Source organism: Mycoplana sp. MJR14, from assembly GCF_029210525.1.
In the GTDB taxonomy this organism is placed as follows: domain Bacteria; phylum Pseudomonadota; class Alphaproteobacteria; order Rhizobiales; family Rhizobiaceae; genus Mycoplana.
This window is the reverse complement of sequence record NZ_JARGEO010000002.1, coordinates 425998-447577: the sequence shown is the minus strand read 5'-3', so window position 1 is coordinate 447577 and position 21580 is coordinate 425998. Positions and strand designations below refer to the sequence as shown.

The window sequence follows — 21580 nt, the reverse complement described above, 5'->3', positions numbered from 1 at the left end:
AACCTGGCCCCGGGCATCCCGATGCGCGGGGCCTTTCCGTTCACTCCGACCGGCCGGAAGCAGGGCCCTGCGGAACAAATCGCCCCGCCGTCCATTCTCTCCCCAGCGTGTTCAATTAAGGGAGGACAAGTTGGTCCGGGCACTTCTTCTTTGGCTGATGGGCGTTCCGCTGTTTGTGGTGCTGCTCCTCTGGTATTTCTATTTCTGAGCCTGCCGCAGCGCCGGACGATGCACGTCCGGCGCTGTCGCTCGCCGCTCTAAGCGCGGCGACCGTCTGCGGGGACAGTTCCCGCACCAGCTTCTTCCGGAATGCCGCGGCGAAGTCGCTGCCGCGCCGGACCTCCATGACGAATGAGCCGGTGCCGACGATCACGGACTTGGCATAGTACTCGGCCAGGTCCGGCACCTCCTCCGATACGGTCAGCGCATTGACGGTGACGCCCATTTCGAGCGCCCGCCGGCGTGCCGCCGCCAGCGACGCCACCTGCCGCCGCTTCGGCGCGATCGTCTCCCGGCCGTCGCCGGAAAGGTTGACCAGCATCCGGGTCGCGCAGATCGCGGGGTCGGCGAGCATGTCCAGCGCCCCCCAGAGCCCGCTGCCGATATCGGTGTTGCCGAAGACCTTGCGCGGCGTTTCCTGGATCGCCCGCGCGAAATACTCCAGGCCGAACCGGCCCCGCACGATGTGCCAGCCGAGTTTCTGCACGGCGAACTCGCCGTCGCCCCAGAAGATCGCCGAGAGCGCCACGGTGCCGGCGGCCGCCAGCGCCCGCGTCACTTCGTCGGTGCGCAGCGCCGCGGCGATTCCGTCCTTCTGGAAGGCGAACTCCTCGTCGGTGATGCTGCCGGAACCGTCGACGGCCAGCACCAGCGCGACATCGACGCAATGCGCCGCGCGCGCGGCCGGTGCGCCGGCCATGGCCAATATGGCGATGATCCCCAAAAGTATCCTGAGCAATGCCCCAGCCTCCGCCCTCGCGTTTGGTCCAGAACGCTTCGGACTATGCCAGCTTGCCGCTTTTGCGCCGTTAAATTAGCGTTATATTGAATACGGGGATCCGCTTTTTTAAGAGGGGCAGGTGAGCTTCTCGCTGCGCTTGTACGGCCGCTTTCAGTTGCTCGCCCCGACTGGCGAAAGCATCGCCATACCCTCGCGCAAGCACCGCGTCCTGCTCGCCATGCTGGCGCTGGCCGGCGGCAAGCCGGTGGCGCGCGCCAGGCTGGCCGACCTTTTGTGGCCCGAACAGAGCGAGGAGCATGCCCGAAACAGCCTCCGGCAGGCCTTCTTCGCGATCCGGCACGCCGTCGAGGGCCACGGCCCGGCGCCCGTCGTGACCGACCATGCCTCCGCCTGGATCGCCAGGGGCACCCTCGAAAGCGACGTCGACACTCTGCTCGAGGCGGCCGCGACCGGATGGCTGGACCTTTCCGGCGACAGCTATGACGGCGAGTTCCTGGAGGGGCTGAGCTTCCAGGACGAGGCGCTCGAGACCTGGCTGCGGATGGAGCGGGATCGCCACCGCGATCTTCTGATCGACTGCCTGACCGGGTTTGCTGCGGCGATGGAACAGGCCGGCGACGCGCCCCAGGCCCTGGCTGCGGCGCGCTGCACCCTGCGGCACGACCCCTATCACGAGCCCTCCCACCGGGTCATCCTGCGCAGCCATCTCGAACGGGGCGAGCGCGGCCGGGCCCTGCGCCACGTCGACACGCTGCAGGCGCTGCTGGAGGGCGGCCTCGGCGTTTCGATGGACGAGGAAACCCGCAGGCTCGTGGAGCATGTCCGGGGCGAGGCCGCGGGCACGAGGGACGCTCGCCCGGTCCCGGATGGCCGCCCGGCGCAGAACCGGCCGCGGGTCGCCGTCCTGCCGATGGTCAATCTCTCCCGCAACGACGCGCTCGCCATCCTCGCCGAAACGCTGACGCGGCGGATGATCGCCGAACTGGGGCGCTTCTCGCCCATCTCCGTGGTCGCGGCGGCGACCATGCTGGCCATGAAGGCGAAGGACTTCACCATCGAGGAGATCGGCCGCCGCGTGAACGCGGCCTATGTGGTGGAGCTCTCCTACGAAGCCGTGCAACAGAGTGCCGCGGTGCTCGTGCAACTGGTCTCCGTGCAGAGCGGCACGCAGATCTGGAGCCGGCGATACCCGGCAACCGCCCTCGATGCGCCCGACGGGCAGGACAGGCTGGTCCGCGCCATCGTCGGCAGCCTCTACCAGATCCTGATGTGGCACGCCGCCGGGGACGCCGACGCCAAGCCGCAGGAGGACGCCGGCACCGAGCAGCTGTACCTGCAGGTGTTCTACCACGTCCAGCGGCCGACCCGGGAGGGAATGGTGCTGACGCGCCGGCTGTGCGACCGGCTGCTCATCGCCGATCCGCGCCATGTGCTCGTGCGCGAGAGCCTGGCCTGGATCAACTTCCACAGCGCCTTCAACGGCTGGGTCGACGATCCCCAGGAGGCCTTCCGGCAGGCGCGCGACATGGTGCTCGCCGGCCTCAGGCTGAACGACCGGGAGCCCTATCTCCTGAGCGCGCTCGGGCTGGCGCAGACCTATCTGGGCGATGGCCGCGCCGGGCTGGACGCGCTGCGCCGCGCCACGGACATCAACCCCAACGATGCCGAATTCCACACCTGGCTCGGCACCGGCCTGACCTGTGCGGGCCGGATCGAGGAGGCGCATGCGGCCTTCGACCAGGCGGATCTCACCAATCCCGGCTACCATCCGGTGTTTCTCTTTCGCGGCGACGCCTATCTGTCCTCCGGCGATTTCGAGCAGGCGATCGCGGGGCTGGACCACTTCCTCGCCGTGCTTCCCGAATATCACTGGGCCCGCCTGCTGCGCGCGGCGGCGCACGCCGCCCGGGGGGAGGCGGAGCGGGCCTGGGCCGATGTCGCCCATGTCCGCCAGGCCGTGCCGTCGCTCGACGGCCGCTATCTCCGCCGTCTCCTGCTGGCCCGCCAGGCGCACTACTGCGACTGGCTGATGGCGCGCCTGAGCACGGCAGGACTTCCGTAACCCGCCGCCGCGCGCTTGGTCCGGATGCCTTCGTCAAGGGCAGGGCCGCCCTCGATGCCGGCGACCGCATCGTCTACCACCAGGCCTCCGGCCGCCTGATGTTCGACGCCGACGGCACCGGCGAGGCGGATGCCGTGACGTTTGCCACCCTGCTGCCGCGCACGTCCTTGACAGCAGACGACTTCAGCTTCTTCTGAAGCGGCCTGCGCGACCGGGGCCGGTGCGCGCCGCCTGTTCCGAAAACGAAAAAGGGGCCGCTCGCGCAGCCCCTTCTTTTCCATTCGATGCGTGCCGCCTACTCGTCGAGCCCGGAGAGCAGTTCCGCGGCGCGGCCGGCATTGGTGTGGCGCACCTCGGCGTCGTGGCGGCGGCTTGCGAAGATCTCGGTCGCCATCAGCTTGTCGGCGAGGTCCGCCGGCAGCGACAGGATCACCCGCTCGTCGGCCTTGTGGATGCCGCCGAGTTCGGAGTGCCGGCCGGTGATCATCCCGCCCGCAATCGTGTTGTGCGTATCCGGGTCGATCAGGATGAAGGCGCCGGTGGTGCGGTTCTGCTCGTAGGTGTCGAAGACCGCCTGCTCGTCGAAGGTCAGCCCCACCTTGCCGATCGCGTTCATCGGCAGGGCGTCCGCCGCGTTCCACTTGCCGCTCTTCAGGTCGAGCTGGCTCGCCGGCGCGACGCTGACGCGCTGGCGGCGGCTGCCGCTCTTCAGCCAGTAGCGCTTGCCCGGGACGATGCCTTCCGGCTGCAGCGCCACGATCTGGGCGTCGAACCGGCGGCCGGTCATCGGCTGGCTGTCGATCGAGACGATCATGTCGCCGCGCGAGACGTCCACCTGCCGGTCGAGCACCAGCGTGATCGCGTCGCCGGCGACGGCGGCGTTGCGCACGAGGTCGAAGGTGACGATCTGCTTGACGTTGGCGACCATGCCGGAGGGAAGCACGACGACGCTGTCGCCGGGCTTCACCGCGCCGCCGGCGACCGTGCCCTGATAGCCGCGGAAGCTTTCGCCCGGCCGCGAGACGCGCTGTACCGGCAGGCGGAAGCCGACCGTCTGGTTGGAGCGGACGGTGGCCTTCTCCAGCGTCTCGACCAGCGTCGGCCCCTCGTACCAGGGCATGGAGGCGCGCCCGTCATAGACGACGTTCTCGCCCTTCAGCGCCGAGACCGGGATCGCGGTGATCTGCTTGACGCCGAGCGACAGCGCCAGTTCCTTGAATTCGTGGCTGATCTCCTCGAAGCGGGCGCGGTCGTAGCCGGTCAGGTCGATCTTGTTGACGGCGAGCACGAACTGGCGGATGCCCATGAGGGTGGCGATCGTCGCATGCCGGCGCGTCTGTTCGAGAATGCCGCTGCGGGCGTCGACCAGCAGCACGGCGAGGTCGGCGGTCGACGCACCCGTCGCCATGTTGCGGGTATACTGCTCGTGGCCGGGCGTGTCGGCGACGATGAACGAGCGCCGGTCGGTCGAGAAATAGCGATAGGCGACGTCGATGGTGATGCCCTGCTCGCGCTCGGCCTGCAGGCCGTCGAGCAGAAGCGCGAAATCGGGCAGGCCGAGGTCGTTCTGCTTGCCGGAGGAATCGCGCTGAAGGGTGGCGGCCTGGTCTTCCTTGACGGCCTTGGTGTCCCAGAGCAGCCGGCCGATCAGCGTCGACTTGCCGTCATCCACGCTGCCGCAGGTGATCAGCCGCAAGGGGCGGGAATCGCGCGTGACGCGTTCGGTCTCGACGGCCGGGAAGGCGGCGACGGTTGCAGTTGCCGATACGGTCATTTCAGAAATACCCCTCACGCTTCTTCTTTTCCATGGAGCCGGACTGGTCGCGGTCGATCGCGCGGCCCTGGCGTTCGGAGACGGTGGCGGTCTCCAGCTCGGCGATGATGTCGTCGAGCGTCGTCGCGGTCGAGCGGATGGCGCCGGTCAGCGGGAAGCAGCCGAGCGTGCGGAAGCGGATGACGCCTTCCTGCTTCGTCTCGCCGGGCAGAAGCTCCAGCCGCGGATCCTCGGCGAGGATCATCATGCCGTCGCGCTCGACGAAGGGGCGCTTCTCGGCGAAGTAGAGCGGCACGATCGGGATGTTCTCGGCCTGGATGTAGCGCCAGATGTCGACCTCGGTCCAATTCGACAGCGGGAAGGCGCGCACGCTCTCGCCGCGGTTGATCATGCCGTTGTAGATGTTCCAGAGCTCCGGGCGCTGGTTGCGCGGATCCCAGCGATGGTCGGGCGTGCGGAACGAATAGATGCGCTCCTTGGCCCGCGAGGCCTCCTCGTCGCGCCGCGCGCCGCCGAAGGCTGCGTCATATTTGCCGGCGTCGAGCGCCTGGCGCAGCGCTTCGGTCTTCATGATGTCGGTATAGCGGGCCGAGCCGTGCGTGAACGGCGTGACGTTCTCGGCCGCACCGCGCGGGTTGACGTGCTCGATCAGGTCGAGGTCGTAGCGCTTCACGATCTCGTCGCGGAAGGCGATCATCTCGGCGAACTTCCAGCCCGTGTTGACGTGCAGCAGCGGGAAGGGGACGCGGCCGGGATGGAAGGCCTTGCGGGCGAGATGCAAGAGGACGGACGAGTCCTTGCCGATCGAATAGAGCATCACCGGCCGTTCGAACTCGGCGGCGACCTCGCGGAAGATATGGATGGCCTCGTTTTCGAGCGCCTTCAGATGCGGATCGAGCGGCGGCTTGGATGCTGCAGCACCCCTGGCGTCCGCCTCGTTGCGGATATCGGTCATTCTCTGGCTTTCTCCGGAAATCTGTTCGGCTGTGGGTCGTGGCCTCAGAGCGAACTGGAATTAAGCGAAGGGATGGCGGCTTCGGGAACGTGCAGACCGCATTCGCGCTTCTCGTCGTTCTCCCACCACCAGCGGCCGGCGCGCTCGGGCTCGCCCGGCTTGATGGCCCGGGTGCACGGCTCGCAGCCGATCGACGGGTAGCCGCGCGCATGCAGCGGGTTCACCGGCACGGCGTTGTCGGCGACATAGGCCTTGATCGTGTCGATGTCCCAGTCGGCAAGCGGGTTCACCTTGATCAGGTTGCGCTCGGCGTCGTACTCGGCAAAGGGCGTCTCCGCCCGGTTGCCGGACTGGCCGCGGCGCAGACCGGTGATCCAGAAGGATGCCCCTTCGAGCGCGCGCGCAAGCGGCTTCAGCTTGCGCGCGCCACAACAGGCGTGCCGCGCTTCGACGCTTTCATAGAAGCCGTTCAGCCCGTACTGGGCGATGAACGCGTCCAGGTCGTCCTTCTGCGGATGGTAGCGGACGATCTCGATGCCGAAGCGTTCCTCCGTCTCGCCGATCAGGTCCGACGTCTCCTTGAAGAGACGACCGGTCTCGAGGGTCGCGACGTCGATCGGCAGCCGGTTCAGGCCGATCTCGGCGGTGATCACCTGGTCCTCGATGCCGAGGCTGGTGGTGAACACGGTCCGCCCGCCGAGGCTTGCGACGAGCGCCAGCCGGGCGGGAAGGTCGAGTTCGGCGAGTTGTTCGTTGAGCGTCTTGGCGGCGCTGTGTTCCGTCACTGCAGTCATGGGAAGGGCCCTGTCCAAAGTTGGCCGGATTATCGCAGGCACCTCACGAGGCGGACAGAAAAACGGATTTCCATTCGTTCCGGCTTAGAGCAAATATCTCTCTATCTCGCGTCTATAACAGAAATCCTGCCGCCCTGCCGTCGCCGCGCGCCGACGGCAGGGCCCGCGCGCCCGCCTCGCCGCCGGGCCGCCGCGGTCGTTGCCGCAGCGACGTGCCGGCTTCCGCAATCGCCGCCTTTGCCCTACTGTGGCGGCTCTGCTGCCGTGCCATTAAAGCTGTGGAAGGGGCCGAAAACGCTCCTTTTGCGGGCTCGCCTGATGCCGGCCCCGTTTCGCCACACGGCACTTTTGCGGCAGAAGCATGTCGCCTTCTCCCCCGGCGGCCGGAACGGTTTTGCCCTTCCGAGCGTTGCAGGGAACCACTTTTGCAAAGTCCGCCTTCAATGTTGACATACTCTACTGAGTGAATAGAGTTTGTTCACTAATCGAAGAGGGAGTGGAAAATGTCTATTATTTCCAAACGCTTGAGCGCTGTCGTGCTGGGTCTGGGCCTGGCCGTCGGCGGTGTTGCCACCGCCTGGGCGGAAACGACGCTGCTGAACGTGTCCTATGATCCCACCCGTGAACTGTACAAGCAGTACAATGCCGCCTTCGCCGCCCACTGGAAGGCGGAGACCGGCGAGGACGTCTCGATCCAGCAGTCGCACGGCGGTTCGGGCAAGCAGGCCCGCTCCGTCATCGACGGCCTGGAGGCCGACGTCGTCACGCTGGCGCTCGAGGCCGACATCGACGCGATCGCCGAGCACACGAAGAAGATCCCGGAAAACTGGCGCACCCTGCTGCCGAACAAGTCCACGCCCTATTCGTCGACCATCGTCTTCCTGGTTCGCAAGGGCAATCCCAAGGGCGTCAAGGACTGGGGCGACCTGGTCAAGGACGGCGTCGAGGTCATCACGCCGAACCCGAAGACCTCCGGCGGCGCCCGCTGGAACTTCCTCGCCGCCTGGGCCTGGGCCGACAAGCAGTTCGGCGGCGACAAGGCCAAGGTGACCGAATACATCACCACGCTCTTCAAGCACGTGCCTGTGCTCGATACCGGCGCGCGCGGCTCCACCACCACCTTCGTCGAGCGCGGCATCGGCGACGTGCTGCTCTCCTGGGAGAACGAGGCCTGGCTGGCGCTCGAGGAACTGGGACCCGACCAGTTCGAGATCGTGGCCCCCTCGCTCTCGGTCTATGCCGAGCCGCCGGTTGCCGTGGTCAAGGGCAATGCCGAGGCGAAGGGCACGGAAAAGCTTGCAAACGCCTACCTGGAATATCTTTATAGCAAGGAAGGCCAGAACATCGCGGCCGGAAACTTCTATCGCCCGTCGGATCCCTCCGTCGTCGATCCCAAGCTTCTGGAGAAGTTCCCGAAGCTGGAACTGGTGACGATCGAGGACTTCGGCGGATGGAAGAAGGCGCAGCCGGAGTTCTTCGGTGACGGCGGCATCTTCGACCAGGTCTACAAGCCCGGGAACTGACACCGAGGGGAACCGACGAACACATGACATCCGCCCGCAGCGCTGCGCGGTGGCACTGGAAAAACCCGAGCGTCATTCCGGGATTCGGACTGACGCTCGGGTTTACGCTGGCCTACCTGACGCTCATCATCCTCATCCCTCTGGCAGCCCTTGCCTGGCGTTCCGCCTCCCTCGGCGGATCGGACTTCCTCCGGCTCGTTCTCGATCCCCGCACGCTCGCCGCACTCAAGGTGTCGTTTTCGACCGCCCTGATCGCCGCCGTCGTCAACGTCTTCTTCGGCGTCATCGCCGCCTGGGTGCTGGTGCGCTACGATTTCCCCGGCCGCCGCGTCGTCGATGCGATCGTCGACCTGCCCTTCGCCATCCCGACCGCGGTCGCCGGCATTGCGCTGACATCGATCTACGCCCCGAAAGGGCTGATCGGCAGCTTGCTCGCCCCGCTCGGCATCAAGGTCGCCTATACGCCGCTCGGCATCATCGTCGCCCTGATCGCGATCGGCCTGCCCTTCGTCGTGCGCACCGTGCAGCCGGTGATGCAGGAGATCAGCCGCGAAGTGGAGGAGGCGGCAGCCTCGCTCGGCGCCAGCCGCTTCCAGACGATCTTCCGGGTCATCCTGCCCGGCCTGACGCCGGCGATCCTCACCGGCTTCGCGCTGGCGCTCGCCCGCGGCATCGGCGAATACGGCTCGGTCATCTTCATCGCCGGCAACATCCCCTTCGTCTCCGAGATCGCCCCGCTGCTGATCGTCATCCGGCTCGAGGAGTTCGACTATGGGGCGGCGACCGCCATCGCCACCGTCATGCTGATCATCTCGTTTCTGATGCTGTTCCTCATCAATTTCATCCAGGCGTGGAGCAGGCGGAGGTTCGGCTATGAGCAATGAGCGCTTCAAGAACCCGATCAGCGAGAGCGCCCCGGTCCGCTATGGCCTGATCGCCGCCGTCCTCGCCTTCCTGGCGCTGTTCGTGCTGACGCCGCTGGTGATCGTCTTCACCGAGGCCTTCAGCAAGGGCATCGAGGAATATCTCCTCGCGCTGCAGGAGCCGGACGCGGTCTCGGCGATCCGGCTGACGCTGCTGGTCGCCGCCATCGCCGTGCCCGCCAACCTCCTCTTCGGCCTGGCCGCCTCCTGGGCGATCGCCAAGTTCGACTTCCGCGGCAAGTCCTTCCTGATCACGCTGATCGACCTGCCGTTCTCGGTCTCGCCGGTCATTTCCGGCCTCGTCTACGTGCTCCTGTTCGGCGCCAATTCGATGCTGGGGCCGATCCTGAAGTCGTATGGGCTGCAGATCGTCTTCGCCGTGCCCGGCATCGTGCTGGCGACGATCTTCGTCACCTTCCCCTTCGTCGCCCGCGAACTGATCCCGCTGATGCAGGACCAGGGCACCGGCGACGAGGAGGCGGCGATCTCGCTCGGCGCCAATGGCTGGCAGGCCTTCTGGTACGTCACGCTGCCGAACATCAAGTGGGCGCTGCTCTATGGCGTGCTGCTCTGCAATGCCCGCGCCATGGGCGAGTTCGGCGCCGTCTCGGTCGTCTCCGGCCACATCCGCGGCCTGACCAACACGATGCCGCTGCATGTCGAAATCCTCTACAACGACTACAACGTCGTCGGTGCCTTCGCCGTCGCGTCGCTTCTGGCGCTTCTCGCGTTGCTGACGCTCGTGCTCCGGACCATTCTAGAAACCCGCTACGGTTCCGAGCTGTCGGCCGGCCAGAAACACTGAGAAGAGCAGACCGCACATGGAAATTCGCGTTGAAAAGATCCGCAAGGAATTCGAGCTCTATCCCGCCCTGCATGATGTGTCGCTGAAGATCGAATCTGGCGAGCTGATCGCGCTTCTCGGCCCCTCCGGCTCCGGCAAGACGACGCTGCTGCGGTTGATCGCCGGCCTCGAGCAGCCGACCCAGGGCCGCATCTTCTTCGGCAACGAGGACGCCTCCTACCGGTCGGTGCAGGAGCGCAATGTCGGCTTCGTCTTCCAGCACTATGCGCTGTTCCGGCACATGAGCGTGCTCGACAACGTCGCCTTCGGCCTGAAGGTCCGCCCCAAGGGCCAGCGCCCGCCCAAGGCCGAGATCCGCCGCCGGGCGCTGGAGCTCCTGGAGATGGTCCAGCTCACCGGCCTGGAGAAACGCTTCCCCAGCCAGCTTTCCGGCGGCCAGCGCCAGCGCGTGGCGCTCGCCCGCGCCATGGCGATCGAGCCGAAGGTGCTCCTGCTCGACGAGCCGTTCGGCGCGCTCGACGCCAAGGTGCGCAAGGAGCTGCGCCGCTGGCTGCGCGAGTTCCACGACCGCACCGGCCATACCACCGTCTTCGTCACCCACGACCAGGAGGAAGCGCTGGAGCTCGCCGACCGCGTCGTCGTCATGAGCCAGGGCAAGATTGAGCAGGTGGGCTCCTCCGACGACGTCTACGACCGGCCGAATTCGCCCTTCGTCTTCTCCTTCATCGGCGAAAGCGCCAACCTGCCGGTCAAGGTCGAGGGCGGCGTCGTGCATTTCCACGGCGCGCCGACCGGGCTGACCGCCCAGCGCGACGGCGAGGCGCGACTGTTCTTCCGGCCGCAGGACGTCTCGCTGATCGAGGGCGGGCCGGGCCTGACCGGACCTGTCACCGCCAGCCGCCGGCTCGCCGGCACCCGCATCGCCGAGGTCGAGCTCGGCTCCGCCACGGAACCCTGTCACGTCGAGATCGAGGTGCCGCTGGAGGCGAGCGCTACCAACGGCGCGATCCTGTCGTTCCGTCCGACCCGCTGGAAGCTGTTCTACTGACGGCGTCTCCGGGCTGCCCGTCCCCGGGCGGCCCGCAAGCCCCTGCGTCCAGGAGGCGAGGGGCGCACGGCTCGGCTCCGGCTTTCCGGCCCGCACGCGCGCCGGCCGCAGCACGATGCGTCGTGCCGGCCGGTCGGCGCCTTTCGTGTCCGATCGAAAGCCCGATCACGCGCCGGATCAAGCAATGGTGATCCGCCTCGCCTTCCGGTGGATGTACGCTACCTACGGTCTCTGTCACCGCAACGAAAGGAACGCGTCATGCACCGCAGGAACGCAGTGTTCGCGGCCAGCGCCGCCGCCATTGTCTTCGCCGCCACTGCCGCGCTCGCCCATCACGGCTGGGCCTGGGCGGAGGAGAAGCAGACCGAACTGACCGGCATCGTCCGCAGCGTCACGATCGCCCCGCCGCATCCCTCGCTCGAGGTCGAGACGGCCAGCGACGGCCTGTGGAAGATCGAGCTCGGCAATCCGCGCCAGACGCAGCGCGCGGGCTTCGTCGAGGGCACCGCCAAGCCGGGCGACGAGGTCGTGGTCCTCGGCAACCGTTCGCTCGACCTGAGCGAAAAGCGGATGAAGGCCGTGCGCATCACCGTCAACGGCAAGGTCTTCGACATCTATCCCGACCGGATCCAGATCAACTAGGCGGCGCCCATGCAGGCGCTGGCCTGGCTGCAGGACTGGCTCGCGACCTCCGCGCTCGCCTCGGCGCTGAAGGCGTCGGCGACCTTCTATCTCTTCGTCAATGCCGCCCATATCCTGTCGATCGGCATGCTGTTCGGGGCGATCCTGGCGCTCGATCTGCGGCTTCTCGGACGGGCCGGGCAGATCCCGCTCGCAGCCGTCGCGCCCTACCTGTCGAAGATCGCAGCCATCGGCCTCGCCGCCGCCGTCGCCACCGGCCTCTGCCTGTTCACCGTCCGGCCCTTCGAATACGCGGCCAACCCCGCCTTCCTCGCCAAGCTGGGCCTGATCGCGCTCGGGCTCGTCAACGTCGCGGCCGTGCATTTTAGCCGTGGCTGGAAGGCGGTCCGGCAAGGCGGCGCGCCCGACCGCGCACTGCGCCTCGGCGCCACCGCCTCGATCCTCCTCTGGACCGCCGCCGTCGTCGCCGGCCGCTGGATCGGGTTTCTGTAGCCGGGTCGCCGCCTCGGCTCTTCCGGAGGCACGGATACCGGGGCAGGCGGCCCTACCGGTCGCTCGTCTCCCAGCGCGGGTTGACCCAGGGCTCCTGGTTGGAGCGGGGCAGGGGCTGGCGCCCGAGGATGTGGTCGGCGGCCTTCTCGCCGGTCATGATCGAGGGCGCATTCAGGTTGCCGTAGGTGACGTGCGGGAAGATCGACGAGTCCGCCACCCGCAAGGCCTCCACGCCGATCACCCGCGTCTCCGGGTCGACGACGGCCATCGGGTCGTCGCGGTCGCCCATCCGGCAGGTGCCGCAGGGGTGGTAGGCGCTTTCCAGGTGCTCGCGCAGGAACGCATCGATCTCCGAGTCGCTCTGCACCTTCGCGCCGGGCTGGATCTCCGGCCCGCGATACTTGTCGAACGCCTTCTGTCCGAAGATCTCGCGCGTCAGCCGCACGCAGTGGCGGAACTTCTCCCAGTCCTCCGGGTGGCTCATGTAGTTGAAGCGGATCACCGGGTCGGCCATCGGATCGGCCGAGCGCAAGGTCACGTTGCCGCGCGACTTCGACAGGTTGTAGCCGACATGCACCTGGAAGCCGTGCGTGTTCGCCGCCGCCTTGCCGTCGTAGGAGATCGCCACCGGCAGGAAGTGGTACTGGATGTCCGGCTGCCTGACGCCCGGCGCGGAGCGCAGGAAGGCACAGGCCTCGAACTGGTTGGAGATGCCGAGCCCCTTCTTGAACAAGAGCCACTGCGCGCCGGCGACGCCCTGCCAGAACCAGGGCAGCCAGGAATAGAGCGAGACCGGCTTGGTCGAGACCTGCTGGAAATAGAACTCCATGTGGTCCTGCAGGTTGGCGCCGACGCCCGGCCGGTCGAGCTTCACCTCGATCCCCATCTCCTTCAGGTGCTGCGCCGGGCCGATGCCCGACAGCATCAGGAGCTTCGGCGAATTGAACGAGGAGGCCGAGACGATCACCTCGCGATTGGCGCGGACCACCTCGATCTTGCCGCCGCGCTCGATCTCGACGCCGACGGCGCGGCCGTTCTCGATCACGACCTTGCGGGCAAAGCACCGCACCAGCTCGACGTTCGGCCGCTTCATCGCCGGCTTGAGATAGGCATTCGCCGCCGACCAGCGCCGCCCCTGCCAGACGGTCTGCTCCATCAGCCCGAAGCCTTCCTGCTTGGAGCCGTTATAGTCGTCGGTCAGTTCGAAGCCGGCCTGCTGGCCCGCCTCGATGAAGGCATGGAACAGCGGGTTGTGGACCGGGCCGCGCTTGACGTGCAGCGGCCCGTCGGTGCCGCGCCAGCCGTCCTCGCCGCCGTGGCTGTGCTCCATCCGCTTGAAGTAGGGCAAAACGTCCGCATAGGCCCAGCCGCGGGCCCCGAGCTCTTCCCAGCGGTTGAAGTCCTCCGCATGGCCGCGCACATAGACGAGCCCGTTGATCGACGACGACCCGCCGATCACCTTGCCGCGCGGGGCGGTGATCCGCCGGTTGTTCAGGTTCGGCTCGGGCTCGGACAGATAGCCCCAGTTGTAGCGCTTCATGCTCATCGGCCAGGCGAGCGCCGCCGGCATCTGGATGAACGGCCCGATGTCCGACCCGCCGTATTCCAGCACCATGACGCTATGCTTGCCGTCCTCCGAGAGACGGTAGGCCAGCGCCGAACCGGCCGAGCCGGAACCGATGATGATGTAGTCTGCCTGAGTCATGGTCTGAATCCGAAAGTTTGCTTGATTGCCCCTCATCCGGCTGCCGCCACCTTCTCCCCGTGAACGGGGAGAAGGAAGATGCCGCGCCGTCGCCGGGATTTCGACGAGCCGCGTGCTACGTCCCCTCTCCCCGCTCGCGGGGAGAGGGTTAGGGTGAGGGGCGTTGCCCGCAGGCTTCGTCCGTCATCTCAATACGGCGCCTCGACCGGCCCCATCGACACGTAGACCGTCTTCAGCTCCGAATAGTGCTGCAGCGCCGCCAGCGAGTTCTCGCGACCGAAGCCCGACTGCTTCGAGCCACCGAAGGGGATCTCGACCGGGCAGAGGTTGTAGGTGTTGATCCACAGCGTGCCGGCCTCCAGCCTGTCGACCACGCGGTGGGCGCGGGCGATGTCGCGGGTGAAGACGCCGCCGGAGAGGCCGAATTCGGTCGCATTGCCGCGGGCGATCACCTCGTCCTCGTGGTCGAAGTCGAGCACGCACATCACCGGCCCGAAGATCTCCTCGCGGGCGATGGTCATTTCGTCGGTCACGTCGGCGAACACGGTCGGCTGGATGTAGTAGCCCTCGCCGGGTACGTGGTTCGGAATGCCGCCGCCGGTGAGAAGCGTGGCGCCCTCGGCCTTGCCCTTGCCGATATAGTCCAGCACCTTGTCGCGCTGCGCCTTCGACACCATCGGCCCGAGCTGCGTCGCCTCCTCCAGCGGCTCGCCGATGACGATCTTTTCCGTCCGCTCCTTCAGCCGCGACAGGAACTTCTGCTTGATGCCCTTCTGCACGAAGACGCGGGTGCCGTTCGAGCAGACCTGGCCGGTGGAATAGAAGTTGCCGAGCATCGCGCCGCCGATGGCGCTTTCGAGGTCGGCATCGTCGAAGACGATCAGCGGCGACTTGCCGCCGAGCTCCATCGTCACGTGCTTCAGCGAGGACGCCGCGGCCCCCGCCACCTTCTTGCCGGTCGGCACCGATCCCGTCAGCGACACCTTGGCGACGTCGGGATGCTCGACCAGCAGCGGCCCGGTCGTCCGGTCCCCCTGGATGACGTTGAACAGCCCCTTCGGCAGGCCCGCCTCGATCAGGATCTCGGCGATCTTCAGCGCCCCGAGCGGCGTGTTCTCCGACGGCTTGAACACCATGGCATTGCCGCAGACGAGCGCCGGCGCGGCCTTCCAGCAGGCGATCTGCTGCGGGTAGTTCCAGGCGCCGATGCCGACGCAGACGCCGAGCGGCACCCGCTTGGTGATCGCGAAATCCTGACCCAGCGGGATATAGTCGCCGTTCAGCCCGGCAGCCGCGATGCCGCCGAAGAATTCCAGGCTGTCGGCGCCCGACGTCGGGTCGGCGACGATCGTCTCCTGGATCGGCTTGCCGGTGTCCAGTGTCTCGAGTTCCGACAGCTCGCGGTTCCGCTCGCGCATGATCTCGGCGGCGCGCTTGAGGATGCGCCCGCGCGCCGTCGGGCTCGTCGCCGCCCATTCCTTCTGCGCGCGCTTGGCAGAGGCGATCGCCTTCTCGACGATCGCAGGCGTGGCCGCATGCAGCTTCGCGATCACCTCGCCGGTCGCCGGGTAGAGGCTCGTAAACGGCGTGCCCGCGGTGTCCTCGACATAGTCGCCGTCGATGAAGTGGCTGGCTTTCGGCTGGGCTCTCATCTCATTCTCCCCGCGGGTAGCGTTTGGATTCCTCGAGGTTGTCGAGGTTCATGTGGTTGCGCATGTAGCGCTCGGAGGCATCTCGCAGCGGCTGGTGGTCCCAGGGGTAGTAGGCGCCGTTGCGCAGCGCCTCGTAGACCACCCAGCGCCGCGCCTGGCTCTCGCGCACCGCTTGGTCGAAGGCGGCCATGTCCCAGCGCGCCTCGCGCATCTGCCGGAACGCCTCCAGCGTCGCCCGGATGACGGGATTGTCCGAGGTCGCGAGATTGGTCAGTTCCTGCGGATCGCTCTCCAGATCGTAGAGCTGTTCCGGGTCGAGCTCGCAGTGGATGTACTTCCACTTGCCCTCGCGGATGCCGACGATCGGCGCGTAGGAAGCTTCGGCCGCATATTCCATCAGCACCGGCGATGTCCGCTCCGCCCCGTTGATCACCGGAACCAGGCTTTCGCCGTCGGTCCAGGGCATCACCTCGTCCATCGAGATGCCGGCGAGGTCGCAGAGCGTCGGCGTCACGTCGAGGTTGGAGACGGGGCTGCGGTGCAGGCCGGGCGCGACGCCGGGGCCGGCGATCATCAGCGGCACCCGCGCCGAGCCCTCGAAGAAGTTCATCTTGAACCACAGGCCGCGCTCGCCGAGCATGTCGCCGTGGTCGGAGCAGAACAGGATCAGCGTATCGTCCAGCATCCGCGTGCGGGTCAGCGTGTCGACCAGTTCGCCCACCTTCTCGTCGAGGTAGGAGATATTGGCGAAATAGGCCCGGCGCGAGCGGCGGACGTCCTCCTCGGTGATCGCAAAGCTCGCATAGTCGCAGGAATGCAGGATGCGTTTGGAGTGCGGGTCCTGCTCGGCGAGCATGCCGACCGCGGGCGCGAGGTGTTCGCAGTCCTCGTAGAGGTCCCAGAACTTGCGGCGCGCCACGTAGGGGTCGTGCGGGTGGGTGAAGGACACGGTCAGGCACCACGGCCGGCGGCCCTCGTCGTCGTTCTCGCGGGAGAGGTGGTAGAGCTTCTGGTTGGCGAGGAAGGCGACTTCGTCGTCATATTCCATCTGGTTGGTGATCTCGGCGACGCCCGCGCCGGTGACCGAGCCCATGTTGTGGTACCACCAGTCGATCCGCTCGCCGGGCTTGCGATAGTCCGGCGTCCAGCCGAAGTCGGCCGGGTAGATGTCGGTCGTCAGCCGCTCCTCGAAGCCGTGCAGCTGGTCGGGACCGACGAAGTGCATCTTGCCGGAAAGGGCGGTGTAGTAGCCGGCCCGGCGCAGGTGATGGGCGAAGGTCGGGATCGAGGAGACGTATTCGGCGGCGTTGTCGTAGACGCGCGTGCGGGAGGGCAGCTGGCCTGCCATGAACGAGGCGCGGGCCGGGGCGCAGAGCGGCGAGGAGGTGTAGTTGTTGGCAAACCGCGCCGACCGCTTCGAAAGCGCCTTGATGTGCGGCGCATGCAGAAACTCCGCCGGCCCGTCCGGAAACAGCGTTCCGTTCAGCTGGTCGACCATGATGATCAGGATATTGGGCTTTCTGGCGGTCACGGAGCGTGGTTCCTTGGGTCGCAATGGGTGAACGTGGCGGAGGCGCGTACTTTACCGCCCCCTCGAGGGGGGAGGTCGCCGCGCAGCGGCGGGTGGGGGTGATCCTGCGACAGGACCGATCGCGTGCTGGGTTTGCGGGTCGTCACCCCACCCCGGAGCTGCGCTCCGACCCTCCCCCTCAAGGGGAGGGTGGCCTGGCGGGCGTGCCGCGTCGATCCTTCGCCCCGCCTGCGGGGAGAAGGTGCCGGCAGGCGGATGAGGGGCGGCCGCAGCTAGGTTCGATTCGACCATCCGCAGCTGCGCGTCGAGATAGTCCTCCGTCAGCGCGATCGAGGCGTCGGCGCTGATCGGGGCCGCCCGCAGGCCCTGGCGGATGTAGAGCCCGTCGATCATCGCGGCCGCGCCCTCGGCGATGCGGACCGCGTCGGCGCGCGGGCAGAGGCTTGCAAGGCTCGCGACGAGGTTGGAGCGCAGCCGGCGGGCATAGAGGACGAGCAGCCGCCGCGTCTCCTCCGAGCGCTGCGCCTCGGCGTAGAAGGCGAGCCAGGCGGCGATCGTCTCCGGCGCGAACTGGTCGGCATGGAAGCTGACACGGATGATGGCGGTCAGCTTCTCACGCGGCGTGTGAACGGCCCGAACAGCTTTCACAGCATCGTCGCGCAAGTGCTGGAGAAGACTCCTTATTGTCGCGAGCAGCAACTGCTCCTTGGAGCCGAAATAGTGATGCGCCAGGGCCGGGGAGACGCCCGCATGCCGGGCGATCTCCGACATGGTCACGGCCAGCGAACCATGATCGCCGACCGCCTTCAGCGTCGCGTCCATCAGCGCCTTCCGGCGCACCGGCTCCATTCCGATCTTCGGCACCCGCTGTCTCCCTTTGGCCGGCATGCTATTTTTAATTGACTGGCCAATCAATAAAAATCTGACGACCGCCGACGCGAACTGCCAGGATCATGACAACTGCCGATTTCGTGCTACTATCGAATTGGTTTGTTTCAGCTATCGGGGGGTCGTCATGGCTGTGCAATCGTCAATACCGCGTCTGTCGGAAGTCCGCGGCAAATGGGGCTGGTTCGTTGCCCTCGGCATCGCACTGCTCGTCTTCGGCTTCATCGCCGCCGGCAACCTTCTCTGGGCCACCGTCGTCACCGTCTACTATGTCGGCATGCTGATGATCGTCGGCGGCGCCGTCTATCTCGCCCATGCCTTCCAGGTGAAGGCGTGGAAGGACACGATCTACTGGGTGCTGAGCGCACTCCTCTATCTCGCCGCCGGCGTGCTGGCCTTCGTCAATCCCATCCTCACCTCCAAGGTCCTGACGCTGTTCATGGCCTGCGCGCTGCTGGTCTCCGGCCTGTTCCGGATCTGGGTGGCAATGCGCTCCAAGGAGGAGCGCGGCTGGGGCTGGCTGCTCGCAGGCGGCATCGTCACCGCGCTCGCCGGTCTCGTCTTCCTGATCGGCTGGCCGGTCAACAGCCTGTGGCTGCTCGGCCTGTTCCTGGCCTTCGACCTTGCCATGCAGGGCTGGGCGCTGATCGGCTTCGGCCTGGCGCTGCGCAAGGTCTGAGCGATCCGACCGGGCGAACCCGAAACGGCGTCGCTGCCGTTTGACAGCGCCGCTGTGGCCGCGATAGGAAAGGCGGGTGTGATGGGGATGGAGCTCCCCGACAACCGCCAGACCGGCTGATGGCTCCTGCCAGAGGCGGACCGGAAGGTCGCCCGGGGCAGGCATGTGTCCGGCAGCCGTTCGCGGGTGATGTCCGTTACCGCCACATCGTGGAAGGGTAGCGACAATGAACTATCTCATCGTGTTTCTCGGGGCAGGCGTCGGCGGCGCCGGACGCCATGGCGTCAACATTCTCGCCGCGCGCCTGTTCGGCACCGGCTTTCCGCTCGGAACGCTCGCCGTCAACGTCGTCGGCTGCATGGCGATGGGGCTGCTTGCCGGCTATTTCGCCTTTCGCGGCCACCTGCCGCAGGAGGTCCGGCTGCTTTTGACCACCGGCGTTCTCGGCGGCTTCACGACGTTCTCCGCCTTCGCGCTGGATTCGGCGGTTCTGTGGGAGCGCGGCCATGTCGGCGCGGCGCTCCTCTACGTACTCGCAAGCGTGGTCCTGTCGCTTGCCGCCGTCGCTGCCGGCCTGTTCCTCGCCCGGCTGTTTCCGGTGGCGTGACGGCGTGTGTTTCGATGAAGCGCATTTGAGCGAAATTCTACATAACCCTTTGCAGTCATTGAAGTTTCATCAAACTGTCATGTTGGTGAAAGGGATTGTTCAGGATTGGTACAGAAGAGTTTCCGGCAAATTGTTGACCCGGAGCCTCCGATGTCCGCCGCCGAAATGATCTCACTGCGCCGCTTTGGCGACGATCAGATTGTCACCCTGGCCAAGCTTGCGATCGAGACCGCCTTCCAGCCGATCGTCGAGACCTCCTCCGGCGCGGTGTTCGGCTATGAATCTCTGATGCGCGGCCATGACCGTCTCGGCTTCCGCTCGCCGCTCGACCTGCTCGACCGCGCCCACGAGGCCGGCCAGCTGCTGGCGCTGGAGCACATGGTCAACAGCCGCGCGCTCGCAGCCTTCGCCGCCCTGCCGGACTTTGCCAGCCGCACCCTGTTCATCAATCTCGATTCCCGCCTCGTCACCGAGGCCGCCGACATCGTCGACCGGCTGTCCGGCCACCTGAAGCGGGCCGGCATCCCGGCGTCCTCCATCTGCTTCGAGATCTCCGAGCGCTTCGACAACGGCAGCATGCCCGAGTTCGGCGCCTTGATCGCGCGGCTGCGCCAGGAGGGCTTCAAGCTCGCCATCGACGATTTCGGGGCCGGCCACAGCGGCATGAAGGCGCTGTGCGACCACCCGTTCGACTATCTCAAGATCGACCGGCACTTCGTTTCCGGCCTCGACACCGACGCCCGCAAGCGTCACCTGGTCAAGAGCACGGTCAACCTCGCCCATGTGCTGGGCATCCGGGTGATCGCCGAGGGCGTGGAGACGGAGGCGGAGTTCGTCGCCTGCCGCGACTGCGGCTGCGATCTCGTGCAGGGCTGGTACATCGCCCGCCCGCAGACCGACATGTCCGCCCTGCAGACGGTCTACGCGCCGGTGGCGCGCGCGGCGGCGGGGCGGCGCAATTCGGCGTCGCTCGACAGCATCCTCATCCGCCGCCAGATCGAGCACCTGCCGGCCGTGCACGAGGGCGACAGCCTCGAATCCGTCTTCGACCTCTTCCGCAAGGATCCGCGGCGCACCTTCTTCCCGGTGCTCAACGCCAATGACGAGCCGCGCGGCATCCTGCACGAATACCACGTCCGCGAGGTCAGCTATCACCCCTTCGGCCGCGATCTCCTGAAGAACCGGATCTACCAGAAGAGCCTGTCGCATTTCGCCATCATGGCCCCGGTCGCCGATCTCGAGACCCCGGCCGAGCAGCTTCTCAGCATCTTTGCCGACATGGGCGGCAGTGAATGCGTAATCCTGACGGAGAACATGCGCTATGCTGGCATCCTCAGCGCCTCCTCGCTCCTGAAGATCATCAGCGAGAAGCAGTTGAAGAACGCCGAGGACCAGAACCCGCTGACGGGGCTGCCCGGCAACCGCTCGATCCACGACTACCTGCAGGACCGGACCATCGACGGCGACCAGCTGCGCTGCTTCTGCTATTTCGACTTCGACAACTTCAAGCCGTTCAACGATCACTACGGCTTCCAGATGGGCGACCGCGCCATCCTCCAGTTCGCCACGCTGCTGCGTCGCCATTTCATCGGCGAGGACGTCTTCATCGGCCATCTGGGCGGCGACGATTTCTTCGCCGGCGTCTCCGGGCGGGGGGTGCCGGCCGTGCGCGCGCTGATCGAGCGCCTGCTTTCCGATTTCAGCCACGAGGCGCGCCAGCTCTACGCGCCGGCGGACCTGCTGGCCGGGGCGATCCGCGGCCACGATCGCGACGGAACCGAGCGCAATTTTCCTTTGATGCGCTGCTCCGCGGTGGTGCTGGTCGTTCCCGAAGAGGAGCTGGTCGCCGATCCGCAGCAGATCAGCGCCCGCATCGCGACCTACAAGGGGCAGGCGAAGGCGAGCCGGGACGGCATCGTCTTCTGCGGCGGGGACCCGCTCTCCGCCGCCTGAGCGCGCCCGCGCCCCGCATGGGGGGCCGAGCATCGGTGCCGAGCATGGGTGCCGGCGCATGAGTTCCTGAAAGGAGGAAGGGCGGGCCCGGCCACGGACCCGCCCCCCTTTCAACCGGCCAGCGGTACACACACGTTGCTGGAACGGCCTATCCTGAGCGGTCCATGTAGGGTCGGGGCAGACCGCTCAAGACTGCTGAGGGTTACTGGAGGATCTTCACGCTCTTGGCCTGATGTCCCTTTCCGGCAGCGTCGTAGGCGATCGACACCTTCTCGCCGGCCTTCAGGCCGGGATCCTTGAAGCCCTTCGGCAGCATGTAGCTGGTGCCGTCGGACAGCGTCAGCGTCATCGCCGACGGGCTGTAGGACTTGACCGTCCCGGTTGCCGTCTGGGCGGCAAGTGCGACGGCGGGTGCGGTGAGAACGGTCACGATTGCGAGGTTGGAAAGAAGAACACGCATGAGACTTGTCCTGTATCGGCCCTTGAACGGGCATCTCTCGAAGCCGTCCGGGAGACGTCGCGTCGCGGCAGGGGCCGCCGGCGCTCCCCGGCTTCGAGGAGGACGTTAGGTCCGTGGCAGGCACAA

The 21580-nt window shown here is 66.8% G+C and carries 19 protein-coding genes, 1 pseudogene and 1 riboswitch; of the genes and pseudogenes, 10 read left to right on the top strand and 10 right to left on the bottom strand.

Annotated elements, in window-relative coordinates; all coding sequences use genetic code 11:
• Positions 1–115: 115 nt before the first annotated feature.
• Positions 116–958 (bottom strand): DUF1194 domain-containing protein, encoded by an 843-nt coding sequence (locus P0086_RS06395; protein WP_275783700.1) that lies wholly within the window; start codon positions 956–958, stop codon positions 116–118.
• A gap of 121 nt (positions 959–1079) precedes the next feature.
• On the opposite strand from P0086_RS06395, the gene P0086_RS06390 reads away from it, so the two are divergent.
• Positions 1080–3023: a BTAD domain-containing putative transcriptional regulator gene (locus P0086_RS06390; protein ID WP_275783698.1), complete on the top strand. Its 1944-nt coding sequence runs from the start codon at positions 1080–1082 to the stop codon at positions 3021–3023.
• Here P0086_RS06390 and P0086_RS06385 read toward each other — a convergent pair.
• The 4 genes from P0086_RS06385 to P0086_RS06370 are packed head-to-tail and all read right to left on the bottom strand — an operon-like array spanning position 2975 to position 6546.
• Positions 2975–3304, bottom strand: a complete 330-nt coding sequence (locus P0086_RS06385) for a hypothetical protein (RefSeq protein WP_275783695.1) — start codon at positions 3302–3304, stop codon at positions 2975–2977. The two genes, P0086_RS06390 and P0086_RS06385, sit on opposite strands and share 49 nt — an antisense overlap.
• A gap of 14 nt (positions 3305–3318) precedes the next feature.
• On the bottom strand, positions 3319–4797 hold the full coding sequence (gene cysN / locus P0086_RS06380; RefSeq protein ID WP_275783692.1) for a sulfate adenylyltransferase subunit CysN: 1479 nt from the start codon (positions 4795–4797) through the stop codon (positions 3319–3321).
• 1 nt (position 4798) lies between these two features.
• Positions 4799–5752, bottom strand: coding sequence for a sulfate adenylyltransferase subunit CysD (gene cysD / locus P0086_RS06375; RefSeq protein WP_148180231.1), 954 nt, complete (start codon positions 5750–5752; stop codon positions 4799–4801).
• Between the two features lie 44 nt (positions 5753–5796).
• Positions 5797–6546, bottom strand: coding sequence for a phosphoadenylyl-sulfate reductase (locus P0086_RS06370; protein WP_112611422.1), 750 nt, complete (start codon positions 6544–6546; stop codon positions 5797–5799).
• Positions 6547–7049: 503 nt separating this feature from the next.
• Between P0086_RS06370 and P0086_RS06365 the strand changes: the two genes are divergently transcribed.
• From P0086_RS06365 to P0086_RS06340, 6 genes are all read left to right on the top strand, one after another.
• Entirely contained in the window at positions 7050–8069 is a 1020-nt protein-coding gene (locus tag P0086_RS06365; RefSeq protein WP_112599902.1) for a sulfate ABC transporter substrate-binding protein, read from the top strand.
• Between the two features lie 23 nt (positions 8070–8092).
• Positions 8093–8953 carry a sulfate ABC transporter permease subunit CysT gene (gene cysT, locus P0086_RS06360; RefSeq protein ID WP_275783684.1) on the top strand — a complete coding sequence of 287 codons (861 nt, stop codon included), beginning with the start codon at positions 8093–8095 and terminating at the stop codon, positions 8951–8953.
• Positions 8943–9797: a sulfate ABC transporter permease subunit CysW gene (gene cysW, locus P0086_RS06355; RefSeq protein ID WP_112599900.1), complete on the top strand. Its 855-nt coding sequence runs from the start codon at positions 8943–8945 to the stop codon at positions 9795–9797. Before cysT ends, cysW begins: the two co-directional genes overlap by 11 nt.
• Before the next feature lie 16 nt (positions 9798–9813).
• The gene (locus P0086_RS06350) at positions 9814–10845 is read left to right on the top strand and encodes a sulfate/molybdate ABC transporter ATP-binding protein (protein WP_275783682.1); all 1032 of its coding nucleotides are present in this window, start codon (positions 9814–9816) and stop codon (positions 10843–10845) included.
• Positions 10846–11103: 258 nt separating this feature from the next.
• Positions 11104–11487, top strand: a complete 384-nt coding sequence (locus P0086_RS06345) for a DUF6152 family protein (RefSeq protein WP_112599898.1) — start codon at positions 11104–11106, stop codon at positions 11485–11487.
• A gap of 18 nt (positions 11488–11505) precedes the next feature.
• Positions 11506–11979 (top strand): DUF6644 family protein, encoded by a 474-nt coding sequence (locus P0086_RS06340; RefSeq protein ID WP_162714792.1) that lies wholly within the window; start codon positions 11506–11508, stop codon positions 11977–11979.
• 52 nt (positions 11980–12031) lie between these two features.
• On the opposite strand, the gene betA is transcribed toward P0086_RS06340, so the two are convergent.
• The 4 genes and pseudogenes from betA to betI form a co-directional block, all read right to left on the bottom strand.
• Positions 12032–13684: a choline dehydrogenase gene (gene betA / locus P0086_RS06335; RefSeq protein ID WP_275783679.1), complete on the bottom strand. Its 1653-nt coding sequence runs from the start codon at positions 13682–13684 to the stop codon at positions 12032–12034.
• Between the two features lie 188 nt (positions 13685–13872).
• Positions 13873–15336 (bottom strand): betaine-aldehyde dehydrogenase, encoded by a 1464-nt coding sequence (gene betB, locus P0086_RS06330; RefSeq protein ID WP_275783676.1) that lies wholly within the window; start codon positions 15334–15336, stop codon positions 13873–13875.
• Between the two features lies 1 nt (position 15337).
• The gene (betC, locus tag P0086_RS06325; protein ID WP_275783673.1) at positions 15338–16867 is read right to left on the bottom strand and encodes a choline-sulfatase; all 1530 of its coding nucleotides are present in this window, start codon (positions 16865–16867) and stop codon (positions 15338–15340) included.
• Positions 16868–17158: 291 nt separating this feature from the next.
• Positions 17159–17731: pseudogene (betI, locus tag P0086_RS06320) on the bottom strand (transcriptional regulator BetI); the annotation flags it as partial.
• Positions 17732–17882: 151 nt separating this feature from the next.
• Here betI and P0086_RS06315 point away from each other — a divergent pair.
• The 3 genes from P0086_RS06315 to P0086_RS06305 all read left to right on the top strand — a co-directional run bounded on the left by P0086_RS06315 (position 17883) and on the right by P0086_RS06305 (position 20994).
• On the top strand, positions 17883–18434 hold the full coding sequence (locus P0086_RS06315) for an HdeD family acid-resistance protein (RefSeq protein WP_112600439.1): 552 nt from the start codon (positions 17883–17885) through the stop codon (positions 18432–18434).
• A gap of 74 nt (positions 18435–18508) precedes the next feature.
• Positions 18509–18570, top strand: a riboswitch (Fluoride riboswitch).
• A gap of 90 nt (positions 18571–18660) precedes the next feature.
• Complete coding sequence (crcB, locus tag P0086_RS06310; protein ID WP_112611434.1) at positions 18661–19041, top strand: fluoride efflux transporter CrcB; 381 nt, start codon at positions 18661–18663, stop codon at positions 19039–19041.
• A gap of 150 nt (positions 19042–19191) precedes the next feature.
• Positions 19192–20994 (top strand): bifunctional diguanylate cyclase/phosphodiesterase, encoded by a 1803-nt coding sequence (locus P0086_RS06305; protein WP_112615226.1) that lies wholly within the window; start codon positions 19192–19194, stop codon positions 20992–20994.
• A gap of 202 nt (positions 20995–21196) precedes the next feature.
• Here the strand turns inward: P0086_RS06305 and P0086_RS06300 are convergent, their stop codons facing one another.
• The gene (locus tag P0086_RS06300) at positions 21197–21454 is read right to left on the bottom strand and encodes a DUF1344 domain-containing protein (protein WP_112600436.1); all 258 of its coding nucleotides are present in this window, start codon (positions 21452–21454) and stop codon (positions 21197–21199) included.
• Positions 21455–21580: the final 126 nt, after the last annotated feature.